Origin of the sequence: Paraburkholderia sp. SEWSISQ10-3 4 (assembly GCF_030464785.1) — a bacterium.
GTDB classification, from domain to species: domain Bacteria; phylum Pseudomonadota; class Gammaproteobacteria; order Burkholderiales; family Burkholderiaceae; genus Paraburkholderia; species Paraburkholderia aspalathi.
Genome location: NZ_JALPRI010000015.1, coordinates 143,680 through 156,844 on the forward strand (window position 1 = coordinate 143,680; position 13,165 = coordinate 156,844).

General features: G+C 64.8%; 10 protein-coding genes. 4 read left to right on the forward strand and 6 right to left on the reverse strand.

Annotated elements, in window-relative coordinates:
- Positions 1-162 precede the first annotated feature (162 nt).
- Entirely contained in the window at positions 163-1,785 is a 1,623-nt protein-coding gene (locus M0D68_RS24925; protein WP_244862836.1) for a phospholipase D family protein, read from the forward strand.
- 16 nt (positions 1,786-1,801) lie between these two features.
- Complete coding sequence (fumC, locus tag M0D68_RS24930; protein WP_200621406.1) at positions 1,802-3,202, forward strand: class II fumarate hydratase; 1,401 nt, start codon at positions 1,802-1,804, stop codon at positions 3,200-3,202.
- A 164-nt stretch (positions 3,203-3,366) separates the two neighbouring features.
- Here fumC and M0D68_RS24935 read toward each other — a convergent pair whose 3' ends face one another.
- The 4 genes from M0D68_RS24935 to M0D68_RS24950 form a co-directional block, all read right to left on the reverse strand.
- Positions 3,367-3,873, reverse strand: a complete 507-nt coding sequence (locus M0D68_RS24935; RefSeq protein ID WP_093640561.1) for an acyl-CoA thioesterase — start codon at positions 3,871-3,873, stop codon at positions 3,367-3,369.
- Positions 3,874-4,019: 146 nt separating this feature from the next.
- Positions 4,020-5,081: a GlxA family transcriptional regulator gene (locus M0D68_RS24940; RefSeq protein ID WP_200621405.1), complete on the reverse strand. Its 1,062-nt coding sequence runs from the start codon at positions 5,079-5,081 to the stop codon at positions 4,020-4,022.
- Positions 5,081-6,349 (reverse strand): MFS transporter, encoded by a 1,269-nt coding sequence (locus M0D68_RS24945; RefSeq protein ID WP_200621404.1) that lies wholly within the window; start codon positions 6,347-6,349, stop codon positions 5,081-5,083. Before M0D68_RS24945 ends, M0D68_RS24940 begins: the two co-directional genes overlap by 1 nt.
- 135 nt (positions 6,350-6,484) lie before the next feature.
- Positions 6,485-6,628, reverse strand: coding sequence for a hypothetical protein (locus M0D68_RS24950; protein WP_167378466.1), 144 nt, complete (start codon positions 6,626-6,628; stop codon positions 6,485-6,487).
- A 246-nt stretch (positions 6,629-6,874) separates the two neighbouring features.
- Here M0D68_RS24950 and M0D68_RS24955 point away from each other — a divergent pair, with 246 nt between their 5' ends.
- On the forward strand, positions 6,875-7,588 hold the full coding sequence (locus tag M0D68_RS24955) for a helix-turn-helix transcriptional regulator (protein ID WP_093640570.1): 714 nt from the start codon (positions 6,875-6,877) through the stop codon (positions 7,586-7,588).
- Between the two features lie 182 nt (positions 7,589-7,770).
- Positions 7,771-10,320, forward strand: a complete 2,550-nt coding sequence (locus M0D68_RS24960) for a DUF6600 domain-containing protein (RefSeq protein ID WP_266225641.1) — start codon at positions 7,771-7,773, stop codon at positions 10,318-10,320.
- Positions 10,321-10,446: 126 nt separating this feature from the next.
- Here the strand turns inward: M0D68_RS24960 and M0D68_RS24965 are convergent, their stop codons facing one another.
- Together M0D68_RS24965 and M0D68_RS24970 are read right to left on the reverse strand one after the other, a co-directional pair.
- A complete protein-coding gene (locus tag M0D68_RS24965) occupies positions 10,447-11,418 on the reverse strand; it encodes a thymidylate synthase (protein WP_200621402.1) in 972 nt (323 codons plus the stop codon).
- Positions 11,419-11,603: 185 nt separating this feature from the next.
- Entirely contained in the window at positions 11,604-12,998 is a 1,395-nt protein-coding gene (locus M0D68_RS24970; RefSeq protein WP_093640579.1) for a sigma-54 dependent transcriptional regulator, read from the reverse strand.
- Between the last annotated feature and the right edge of the window lie 167 nt (positions 12,999-13,165).

The window sequence follows — 13,165 nt, forward strand, 5'->3', positions numbered from 1 at the left end:
AAAGCCCGCACGCCTGATTCCCCTTAGAATGCATTTCTCGACAGCGTAAGCGCGCTACCCGCGCTGCCGCGATGAGAAGCGTGCAACCCAGGGAGAGCCGGCGTGTCGTGGCATCAAAATCAAAATCAAGATCAGACCGCATCGCATCGCAAGTGCGCATTCATCACGCCCAGCAGGAAGACCTCGTGGGAGACGACGAGACATTTCTTCCTGCTGTGTTGCGCAACGGCATTTCTGACCGCTTGCGCGACCAAGCCGCCCGCCACCGCATTCGACCGTCCGGTCACCCACGCACTGCCCGCCACTGAAACAACGCCGCTTCACACGGCCCTTGCGCCACTCGAAGCCGCGCACCCGGGTCAGACCGGTTTCCGGGTGCTCGCTAGCGGCACCGACGCCTTGCAGATGCGCATTGCGCTCGCACGCGCGGCGACGAAAACCCTCGACATGCAGTACTACATCGCCAACGAGGACACCACCGGCAAGCTGCTGCTCGGCGCAGCGCTCTATGCGGCCGATCACGGCGTGAGAGTGCGCATGCTGGTCGACGATCTGAACTTCAAGGATATCGACCAGACCATGGCGGGTCTGAACTCGCACGACAACATCGAGGTCCGTGTTTTCAATCCGTTCGGCAGCGCGCAGGAAGGCGTATTCGAACGCACGACGAACGTGTTCACGCAGATCGGCCATTTCACGCGCCGCATGCACAACAAGTCGATGATCACCGACAACCAGTTGGCTATCGTCGGCGGCCGCAATCTCGGCGACGAATATTTCAGCGCGAGCGAAACGCTGCAGTTCCGAGACCTCGACGTGCTGGCCGCCGGCCCGGTCGTCGCCGACGTCTCCGCCAGTTTCGACGACTACTGGAACAGCAGCATCGCCTATCCGCTGCGGGCTTTGAACAAGCAGAAGTTCGATGCGAAGGAACTCGACCAGACGCGCGACGATTTACGCCAGCACTGGCGCACCAACGCCGACCCGTACAACGCGAAACCGCTGAACGCTACGCCGCTCGCCACGCAGATTGCCCAGGATCAACTTGGCTTGACGTGGGCGCCGGCCGAATTCAAGGCGGACCTGCCGGAGAAAATCGAACATCCATCGCCGGACTACGTCAGCCCGCCAATGCAGCGGCTGGGCGAGCTGATGCACGACGCACAGAAGGATTTTCTGATTATTTCGCCCTATTTCGTACCGCACCAGAGCGGCGTCAAGGCGGCCGGCGAACTGACGCATCGCGGCGTGCGCATCGCGGTGCTGACCAACTCGCTCGCCGCAACCGATGCGGTAGCGGTGCAGGCCGGCTATAGCCCCTTCCGCGTACCGCTGCTGCAACAGGGCGTGGAATTGTATGAATTCAAATCGCAGCAGAGAGAGCGGCGCGTCGGTTTCGGTGGGTCCAGCTCGCGAGCCAGCCTGCACGCAAAGACCTATGTCATCGACCACAAGATCCTGGTGATTGGCTCGATGAATCTCGATCCGCGCTCAGCCAATCTGAACACCGAGCAGACGCTGGTCATCCACAGCCCGGCACTCGCCGAACAGGTCGCGCAGATCTTCGAACGCGCCATTGCGCCCGAAGCCAGCTACCACGTCACGCTCGCCGACGCGGCGCAACTCGCCTATCTGCGCTCGATCGGTGCGCCCCTCTCGCCGCTCGTCTGGACCGACGTCGAAGACGGCACGCGCCGCACCTATATCTTCGACCCCCAGGCGGGTTTTTACCGGAACGCGCTAACGGGTCTATTCTCCTTATTGCCTGTCAACGCAGAACTTTAAGAAGCGGAGTTAAACCATGGCTGAAGACGTACGAATGGAGCGCGATACGTTCGGTGAAATCGCCGTACCGAACGCTCGTCTATGGGGCGCGCAGACCCAGCGCTCGCTGCAGAATTTCCGCATTTCGTCCGAAAAGCAATCGCCCGAACTGATCACTGCGCTGGCGGTCATCAAGCGCGCCGCCGCCGAGGTCAACCAGGGTCTTGGCGTGCTCGACGAAAACAAGGCGAAGGCGATCATGCAGGCGGCCGACGAGATCATCGACGGCAAGCATCCTGAAGAATTTCCGCTCGCGGTCTGGCAAACCGGGTCCGGTACGCAGACCAACATGAACCTCAACGAGGTGATCGCGAATCGCGCGAGCGAGCTGCTCGGCGGCGAGCGCGGCGAAGCGCGCAAGGTGCATCCGAACGACGATGTGAATCGCGGCCAGTCGTCGAACGATGTGTTTCCGACTGCAATGCACGTGGCCGCCGCCTATGCGATCGTCAAGCATCTGCTGCCCGCGCTGAAGACGCTGCGCGAAACGCTCGACGGCAAGGCAAAAGCCTTCGCCGACGTCGTCAAGATCGGCCGCACGCATCTGCAGGACGCTACGCCGCTGACGCTCGGCCAGGAGTTTTCGGGCTACGTCGCGCAACTCGATCATGGCATCCGTCACGTGGAATCGGCGTTGCCGCATTTGTACGAACTCGCCCAGGGCGGCACGGCGGTCGGCACCGGTTTGAACGCGCATCCACAGTTCGCCGACAAGGTGGCGGCCGCGATCGGCAAACTGACCGGCTTGCCGTTCGTCTCCGCGCCGAACAAATTCGAAGTGATGGCCGCGGCCGATGCGCTGGTGTTCGCGCACGGCGCGTTGAAGACGGTGGCGGCGAGCCTGAACAAGATCGCCAACGACATCCGCTGGCTTGCAAGTGGCCCGCGTTGCGGCCTCGGCGAACTGTCGATTCCGGAGAACGAACCGGGCAGCTCGATCATGCCGGGCAAGGTCAATCCGACTCAATCCGAAGCCTTGACGATGCTGTGCGCGCAAGTGTTCGGCAACGACGTCGCGGTGAATATCGGCGGTGCGAGCGGCAACTTCGAGTTGAACGTGTTCCGGCCGATGATTGCGCACAACGTGCTGCAATCGGTCCGTTTGCTCGCCGACGGCGCGCACAGTTTCAACGACAACTGTGCAGTGGGGATCGAGCCGAATCGCGAGCGCATCGAGACATTGCTGAACGAATCGCTGATGCTGGTGACGGCGCTCAATCCGCACATCGGTTACGACAAGGCCGCGCAGATTGCAAAGAAGGCGCACAAGGAAGGTACGACGCTGAAGGCGTCAGCGCTCAAGCTCGGCTATGTCACCGAGCAGCAGTTCGACGAATGGGTGCAGCCGAAGGATATGGTCGGGCATTCGGCGGGGTGATCGCCGGCGGGATCGGCAGGAGCCTGGCCGGTCTGGCAGATTCGCTGACGTGATTGCAAATAGCAGGCCGCGCGGACGCAATGTTCGCGCGCCCTGTTGTGCATGCTTCTGGCGAGCGGCGGCACGTCTTCCGCAAGGCGTGCCGATGCCGCCCGAGGCGCCGCTTAAACCTTCCCCTGCGCCACTTCTTCCGGCTTTAGTTCGACGATCGCGTCGAGCGCGTCTTTCACGTCCATCGCGTACCTGGCAAGGCGCTTCTGTTCATCCGTTTCCGGGACGAACGCCGGCACCGGCACCGGGTGGCCGTTCTCGTTGACGGCGACCATCACCACCAGGCAGTCCGTGGTTTGCAGCAGCTCGCCGCCCTTCGGATCGCCCGCCTGCACCGAGACGTGGATGTGCATGCTGGTGCGCCCCGTCGCCACGACCCGCGCGCGCAGTTCAACCAGGTTGCCAACCAGGATCGGCCGGCGAAAACGGATATTGCCGACGCTGACCGTCACGCAGTAGCGCCCCGACCACACCGCCGAGCACGCGTACGCGGTTTCGTCGATCCACTTCATCAACGCGCCGCCATGCACCTTGCCGCCGAAGTTGACCGAGCTGGGCTCGGCGAGAAAGCGGAAGGTGGTTTCGGAACGGTCCAGGGGCGCTAAGGCAGGGGTGCTCATCTTGACTCCGGTCAATCGGACGCATTTAAAGGAGGCGATTATACGAGCGCAATATTGACTCCGTCGCGGATCGGGTGGGGACATGTGGCCGAATTTCGGCCTGGACGAGCGCAATTCTTTCGTTTTACTTTCGTTTGGCGACCTGTTTAACTCGCCGCCACAAGCGCAGAAACCGCCGCGCGCTGCGGCACGACCGCCGACTCGAACCGCTCCCGATACTCGAGCGGCAACACGCCGAAGCGCCGCACGAAGGCTCGCCTCAAATTCTGCTCGCTGCCGAAGCCACAATCGAGCGCAATCCGCTTCAGCGGCCGGCGCGACTCCGCCAGCGCCCGCGCGGCCGCCTCCAGACGCAGTGCCGACACCGTTTTAGCCGGCGTGCGGCCCACCTCGTCGACGTAGCGCCGCGCGAAAGTCCGCGGACTCATCTGCGCGCGCTCGGCCAGCCGCTCGACCGACAGGTCGTCGCGCAAATGGCCCGCCATCCAGCTATGCAGCGCTTCGAACGGTCCGCCTGCCGAAGCCTGGGCAGCAAGCGCCGCGCTGAACTGCGACTGGCCGCCGGGCCGTTTCATGAACACCACCAGCCGCCGCGCCGCCTGCATCGCAACCGCGTGGCCGACATCTTCTTCGATCAGCGCCAGCGCCAGATCGATGCCTGCCGTCACGCCCGCCGATGTCCAGACGACGCGCTTTCCTTCGCCATGGCCCACGTCGCGGATAAAGATCGGATCAGCGTCGACCTGTACGTTAGGAAAGCGCTGCGCGAGATGCGGCGCTTCCCGCCAATGGGTGGTTGCCCGGCGGCCGTCGAGCAGGCCCGCCGCTGCGAGATAAAAGGCGCCCGTGCAGACCGAGCAGACGCGCCGCGCCTCCGGCGCACGTCGCCTGATCCACGCGACGAGTTCCGCCTGCAACGTGCAGTGTTCGTCGATTGGGACGCCGGGGACGATCAGCGTGTCGATCGGTTGGTCGTCGAGTGAATCGAGCCGTTCGGTGACGACCGGCAGACCCGGAAAGGTTTGCAGCACGCCGCCGTCGATCGATGCGACCGTCGTGCGATAGGCGACCGGCTCGGCGGCGTTGCCGGACTTGCCCGCCGCAGCCGCCATCGTCAACTCTGCGCGCCAGAACGCCTCAAGCGGCCCGCATGCATCGAGCAGCACGAGATCAGGAGCGACCGCGAAAACGATATGACGTACCGTCATCAGGACACCCCCGCCGCAAGTTGCCGCTTCCGCGACCACGCATACGCCAGCGTAGCCAACGCCGCCATCCCCAGCAGCGGAAAGATCGCGGCATTGATCGTCGCCCAGCCGAAGCGCGCCAGCAATTGCCCGGCAAACAGCGAGCCCAGCGCGGAAAACGCAAACGTCGTGAATTCGCTGGTCGCCTGCGTCTTGGCCCGCTCGGACGGCCGGTACGATTGTGCGAGCAGCGTCGAGCCGCCGACGAACATGAAATTCCACCCCACGCCGAGACAGGCGAGCGCCGCGTAGAAGTGCGGCAGATCGGTCGAGCGCAGCGCCAACACACCGCACAGCGCCGACAGCACGATCCCCGCACCGATCACCGGCAGCACGCCAAAGCGCCGGATCAGCCGCGCGGAGAACAGCGACGGCGCGAACATGCCGACGAGGTGCCATTGGATGATCGCCGCGCCGTCGCCGATCGTGTGGCCGCACGCCACTGCCGCAATCGGCGTCGCGGTCATCACGAACATCATCACGGCGTAGCCGAGCGCGTTATTGGCGAGCGCCGCTGCAAAGATCGGCTGTCGCACGATTTCGCCGAGCGGCCGCGCCGTTTCGTGCGTCACGGCCGCACTCGCGGACGGTGCGGCGTCGCGATACAGCAGCGCCAGCATGGCAATCGATACGAGCCCGAAGCCGGTGACGAGCGCATAGGAGCCGGCGAAGGCCACCGGCGCGAGCCAGTCCTTACTCCATGCGGCGAGCAGTGGTCCGCAGACGGCGGCCACCACGCCGCCGGTGAGCACCGTCGAAATCGCGCGGCCTTTGCCTTCGATTCCCACCGCATCCGCGGCCGCCAGCCGGTAGTACTGCGCGAACGCCTGGAACACGCCGACGGTCGCCGTACCGGCGCAGAACGCCCAGAAGCTGTGATGAAAGATCGCCCACACGGAGACGGCCCCGCCCAGCGCGCCGACACCGGCGCCGAGCATGAAGCCCGCGCGCCGTCCGATGCGCGCCATCAGGAACGACGCGAAGATGGTGGTCAGTGCGGCGGCGACGGTAATCAGTGAAAACGGCAGCGTCGCAAGCGCCTTGTCATCGGCAAGCGTGTAACCGACCAGACCGGTCAAGGTCAGATCGATCGAGACCGATGAGGTGTAGAGCGCCTGGCAGACCGCCAGCACGCGCGCGGCGCGCCGGCTATGAGGATCGGAGTGGCCGGAGTCGGTTTGCGTGCCGGCAAAGGACGAAGCGGCAGAGGGAGCAGCGGGTGGCGGCATCGGTAGGCCTCAAACGGCGAAAGTGGCGATGCCTGGATCGTCACATGGCCGGAGGTGGCAGGAATGACAATGATGCATCAATTCCAGCCAATCGCCGCACTCGGCCACCTGAAAATGTGGCCGCGCGCCTCGCGCTTACTTGCGAACCGTAATACCTTCGTCGATCGTGCCGTACATCGTGATGCTGCCCGTGCCTGCACCCGAGCTCGAGCCGGAACCGCCCTGCGCGCACGCGCTGAACAACAGAACCGCGGCAGCGGCGGCAAGAAGAAATTTCATAACAGCGTGTTCCGGCAAAGACAGAGTTCGATTCTAGCCTGGCGGCCCAACGCGACGCCAAAGCGGCATCGCCGCACCGAAAGGCAGAAACAGCGCCTCATCGAAGCACGTATCAGCCGCCCCTTCCCGCCGGATTTTCGTAGCCACTGCATTCGACGATTCACGCTAAGCTGAAACATCGAATACAGCAGCCAGATACAGTGGACTGCATGGCGCCCTGCCCGCGCCGCCAACCGGAGACGCCTGATGCCCATCACTCTCACAGACGAACAGAATCACTTCCCCGGCTTGAGCCGCATCGGTGCGCTGCTCGCCGATCCCGGCCGCGCAGCGATGTTGTGGTCGCTGATGGACGGCAGCGCCCGCCCGGCCGGTGAACTGACGATGATCGCCGGGCTCTCGCCGTCGGCAGCCAGCGCTCATCTGGCGCGTCTGACCGACGGCGGCCTGCTCGCGCTCGAAGTGCGCGGCCGGCATCGCTATTTCCGGATCGCCTCGCCGGATATCGCCGCGTCCATCGAAGCGCTCGCCAACGTTGCGCAGGTCAGCGCGCCGCAACGGGCCGTGCCGCGGCCGGTGCGCACCGTGCCGGTCGACATGCGCTACGCCCGCACCTGCTACGACCATATGGCGGGAGAATTGTCGGTACGGGTGTTCGAGCGGCTGGTCGAACGCGGTCTGCTAACGCTGCACGGCTCCTCGCTCGAAGCCACGACCGACGGCGCCGCCCGCTTTGCCGAATGGGGCATCGACATGTCCACCCAGAAGAGCCGCCGGCGCCGCTTCGCCTGCACCTGTCCCGACTGGAGCGAACGGCGTCCGCACCTGGGCGGCGCGCTCGGCGCCGCGCTGCTCGATTCGTGGTCGGCGCATGGCTGGGTCGAACGCACTGAGCGGCCGCGGATCTTGCGCATCACCCCGGCAGGCCACCGCCATTTCGACGCGTTCCTGGCCGCTTGAAACACGCTTAACTGATTGACGCGATTACAGAATTTGCGCATTCAGCTTACGAAACGCCTTATCGAGACCTTTTGTTACACGCTCGTGGGGAAGCCTTACAAAAGTGGGGGCCTTGAAACAAACCGCAAGGGTAGAGTGACTCTCACGGATGTCGCACAATGCGCGTCCGTCGGAGCCAAATCATGAGAACAGTAACCACACCCCAACAATCGAAACGTCGGATCACCGGCTACACACTGATCGCCGCCGCGGCGTTCCTGTTCGCGGCGCAAGCCACCCTCGCGCAGGAAGCCGAACAGGCGCCGCCAGAGGCTGCTTCACAACAGAACATCGATCCGCCTGGGCGTGTTGCACGTCTGAACTACACGGCCGGCGCCGTGACCACCGAACCGGCCGGCGCAACCGACTGGTCATACGCACAGATCAATCGCCCGCTCACCTCCGGCGATCAGTTGTGGAACGATCAGAACGCACGCTCCGAACTGCACATCGGTTCGACGGCCGTGCGCCTCGGCCAGTCCACCAGCCTCGACATCCTCAATCTCGACGACAACAGCGCGCAGCTGAAGGTCGCGCAGGGCACGTTGTCGGCACGCTTGCGCGAACTGGCGCCGGGCTCCACCTATGAAATCGACACGCCGAATGTGGCGCTCGGCCTGAACGGCCCCGGCGACTATCGTGTCGACGTTGCGCCGGACGGCAGCAGCACCACCGTCACCGTGCGCAGCGGCAGCGCGACCGTGTACGGCGACAGCGGCCAGGTGCCGGTCGCGGCCGGCCAGCAGATCCGCTTTGCCGGCACCAACCTGCAACAGGTCGCCGACAACGGCGCGCCTGGTCTCGACGGCTTCGATCAATGGGCAGCGAGCCGCGACGCAGCGGAAGACCGCTCGGTGTCGGCGCGCTATGTGTCGCGCGACATCCCCGGCTATCAGGACCTCGACGCCAACGGTACGTGGCGCAGCAGCCCGCAGTACGGTGAAGTGTGGGTGCCGCGTGCGACACCCGCAGGGTGGGCGCCTTATCACGACGGCCATTGGGTATGGCAAGCGCCGTGGGGCTGGACCTGGGTCGACGACGCGCCGTGGGGCTTCGCGCCCTACCACTACGGCCGCTGGGCCTACGTCGACGACTCTTGGGCGTGGGTGCCGGGACCAGTCGTGGTCAGCGAACCGCCTGTCTACGCACCCGCACTGGTTGCCTTCGTGGGCGGCGGTGGCGGCGGAGTCGACTGGGGCGTGAGCCTGGCGATTGGCGGTGCGGTCGCGGCCGGCGTCGCGTGGTTCCCGCTGGGCCCGGGCGAACCGTGGCACCCGCACTGGGGCGATCACGATCATTGGAGCCCGGGTTACTACAACCGCGTCAACAACACGACGGTCGTCAACAACTACAACCGCAACGTGACGAACGTGAATGTGACCAACATTCACAACACGTACATCAACTATCGCGCGCCGGGTGGCGTGACCGCGGTGCCGGCGACGGCCTTCGTGCATGGTCAATCGGTGGGCCGCTTCGCGCAGAAGGTTGACCCGCAGCAGTGGCGCAACGCGCGGATCAATCCGGGTGGTCCGGGGATCGCGCCGGTGAAGGAAAGCTTCGGACCGGGCCTGCGTAACGCGAATTACCGTCCGCCGGCCGGCGCGATGGCGCGCCCGGTCGTGGCTACCCGCAGTCCGGCCGTGCCGGCGGCGTACCACGACAGCCTTGCGCAACGTTTTGCGCAGAGCGGCGGACGAGTGCCAGGCGCGGGCGCGCCGATCGTGCGAACCTCGGTGCCGGCTCACATGGCGGGCGGTCCTGGGGCCATGCCGGTGCAGAACGTGCGGGTCGTGCAGTCGCATATAGCAGGACGGACACCGGGTGCAGCGCCGGGTGCACCGGGTGTGCCGGGTGCGCCGGGTGCGCCTAATGGCATGCAGCAGGCTGGTCAGCGGCCGGGCGAAGCGCCGGTCAACGGTCAACCGCAACGCGGCGGCGAACCACAGGCGCGGCCAGGCATGCCGCCGCAAATGGCCAACGTGCATCAGCAACCCACCGAGGCTGCTCATCCGTCCAATGGTGTGCCCCGTCCGCCGCAAGCGAACGGCGCGAACCCGAACGCTTTCGCGCAGCAGCACGGCGCGCCGATGCAAGCAGGTCAGCAACCGGGCGCAGAAGGAAGGCACGAGCCTGCATGGACGCAGCCGCATACGCCGATGGCCCAGCAGGCGCAGCAGCACGGTGCCCCGCAGGAACAGGCTCGCCAGCCGGAGGCACGTCCTGGGCCGCAGCAACAGGTTCAGCGCCAGCCAGAAGCGCAGCCGCCGCGCGCACCTGAAGTGCACGCCCAGCCGCAGGCGCCCCAGCCGCAACAGATGCAGCAGGCGCAGCAGCAACCGCGTCAGGAATATCGTCCGCAGCCGCAACAGGTACAGCAGCCGCGTCCTGAACCGCAACCGCAGCAAGTGCAGCAGCCACGTCCGGAGCCGCGCCCGCAACCGCAGCAGGTACAGCAGCCGCGCCCTGAGCCGCGCCCGCAACCACAGCAGGTGCAGCAGCCGCGCCCTCAACCGCAACCGCAACAGGTGCAGCAGCCGCGCCCTGAGCCGCGCCCGCAACCGCAACAGGTGCAGCAGCCGCGCCCTGAACCGCGTCCGCAGCAGGCGCAGCAGCCGCGCCCCCAGCCGCAACCGCAGCACGCCGACCAGCATTCGAGCGGCGGCAATCGTGACGAGCATCACAAAGGCTAAAGGTTACGCGCGCAGCTAGATGCGCTGACAACCCGATAGCCGGAAAGCGGCAAGAAAAAACCCCCGCGATTCGCATCGCGGGGGTTTTTTCTTTGAGCAGCCTGCGAGCAGATGCTCAGCGCGCGTTCAGACCGCCATCGGCGCCGTGAGCGGCTCGTGATGCCGGTAGCCGACCAGCGAGAAGTCCGACGGCTCGATCTTCTCCAGCCATTCCGGCTCATACACGCCGGTTTTCGCATAGTCCGGCACACGGTCCGAGATCGCGAAGGCCGGGCTTTCATACGGCTCGCGCGTGAGCTGTTGCTTCAGCATGTCGAGCTGGTTCTCGTAGATGTGCGCGTCGCCGATGAAGTAGGTAAACCAGCGCGGCGTATAACCCGTCAGCCGGCCCACCAGATGCAGCAACGCCGCGCCTTCGGTCAGATTGAACGGCGTGCCGAGGCCAACGTCGTTGCTGCGGATGTACAGACACAGCGAAATTTCTCGCCGCGCAACATTCGGCAGGAACTGATAAAGCAGGTGGCAAGCCGGCAGCGCGATCTGGTCCAGCACGGCGGGGTTCCAGGCATGAAACAAAATTCGCCGATCGGCCGGGTTCTGCATGATCGTGTCGAGGCATTGCCGCAACTGGTCGATCGCCTTGTACAGCAGCACCTTGGGGCTGCCGTCTTCCTCGAATTCCGTCACCACCTGGAAGCCACGCGCCGTGGCATCGGCCAGCTGCGCGGCGGCGCCTGCGTCCAGCACCTTGTAGGCCGGCCACTGGCGCCACTGCACGCCATACACGTCGCCGAGATCGTCCGGGCCCTGGCGATACGGATTGGCGAGCCATTGCGGATTCTGGTTGGCGTTCGCGTCCCAGACCTTGCAGCCGAGATCGCGGAAATCCGCGGCGCTGCGCGAGGCGCGCAGAAAGCCGACCAGCTCGCCCACTGCCGACTTGAACGCCAGTTTTTTCGTGGTGACGGCGGGAAAGCCCTGCTGGAGGTCGAAGCGCAACATCGCGCCTGGCATGCTGATGGTGCGAATGCCGGTGCGGTTCTCCTGCCACGTGCCGGTGTCGAGAATCGTGCGGACGAGGTCGAGGTATTGTTTCATGCGGGTTCCTTCGACGAAGCGCGCGCCTGGTCAGGCACACACGCCACGGAGATTGAGCGGAAAACCCGATTTTAACAAGCGCAGCCCGACGGCGCCCGGTCGAGGCGCGCCGCGGAGAAAATATCGGTGGCTAAGGGGCCACTAAGTGGGCCGCTGAGCGGGCGCTAAGTGGACAACGACGCCCGTCAGAGATGCGGCACCGAGGCCGGCAATTCGCCGTGCGGCGTGACCAGCGGTTCGCCTTCCATATGGCGCATGCCGTGCGAGCACAGCAGGCGATACAGCGTCACGCGTGAAATGCCGAGTTCCTGCGCGGCGTCGCCGAGACGGCCGCGATGACGCAGCAGCGCGAGCTCGATGGCCTGGCGTTCGGCCGCTTCGCGCGCCTGCGCGAGCGAGACCGGCACGATCTCCACATACTCGGCCAACTCGAGATCACGTGCCGTGATCGCGCGCCCTTCCGACATCACGATGGCGCGCCGCACGCGATTGATCAACTCGCGCACGTTGCCCGGCCAGCCGTAGTTATGCAGCGCCGCGATGGCGTCGGGCGCGAAACCGCGCAGACGGCGGCTTGCATCTTTCTTGAAACGTTCCAGCATGTGCCGCGCAAGCAGTTCGATATCCTTACCACGTGCACGCAACGGCGGTTCGTCGATTTGCAGCACGCACAGACGGTGATACAGATCGGAGCGGAACCGTCCTTCGATCATCGCGGCCGTCATATCTACGTGCGTTGCCGAAATGATGCGCACGTCGACGTCGATTGAACCGTGGCCGCCGAGCCGCTCCACCTTGCGCTCCTGCAGGAAGCGCAGCAGGCTCGCCTGGCTTTCGAGTGGCAGATCGCCGATTTCGTCGAGAAACAGCGTGCCGCCGTTGGCCGCCTCCACGCGGCCGATCTTGCGCTGGTTGGCGCCGGTGAACGCGCCGCGCTCATAGCCAAATAGTTCGGATTGCAACAGATGTGGGGGAATCGCGCCGCAGTTGATCGGCACAAAAGGCGCATTACGGCGCGCCGAGCGTTCGTGGATCGCGACCGCGGTCAGCTCCTTGCCGGTGCCCGACTCGCCTGAGATAAATACCGGCGCGTCGGTCATGGCCACTTTGCGGATCGAGCGGAACAGCGCCAGCATCGCGTCGCACGAACCGACCATTTCACCTTCGGCGCCTTGCGAAGCGTCGTTCGATGCCGGCTCGCCGAGCGAAATCATGCCGTATGCATGACCGACCGAATCCACGATCCTGTCGCCCGAGTACGGCACCGTTACATAGTCGAAACAATAGTCCCGCACGAGCCGGCGCAAGGCCGCGTCCTGCAATTGTCCAGGCGTGGTTGCCGCAACCCAGCCGACGTTCGGCATGGTCAGACAGGACTCGAAGGCGGCGATTTCGTGTGGCTGAAAATCACTAGACAGATCGAGCAAGCCGCCCGCCGCCATTCCGGCGCGAACAGCACGGCGCACATCGCGCGCCGACCCCACGACTTCGACATGCCAGCCGCGCTGATGGAAGCGAGTATTCAGTTCCGCGCTCGGATCGCGTGAAACGTAAATCAGTTGCCGCGTTGCGGGTTCCATTATTCAGATCCTCTCGTCAACGAACGTTAAGGATGACGCACGCACCTGAACTTCAGTTCAGACACGCTGACTCGTTCGGGATTCGCGATATAGCAAAAACCGAACGGCCATTCCATTCCGTGCGGACAGCTGATCCCCAAGAAAGCGGCGTGTGTGTTTGAGACGGC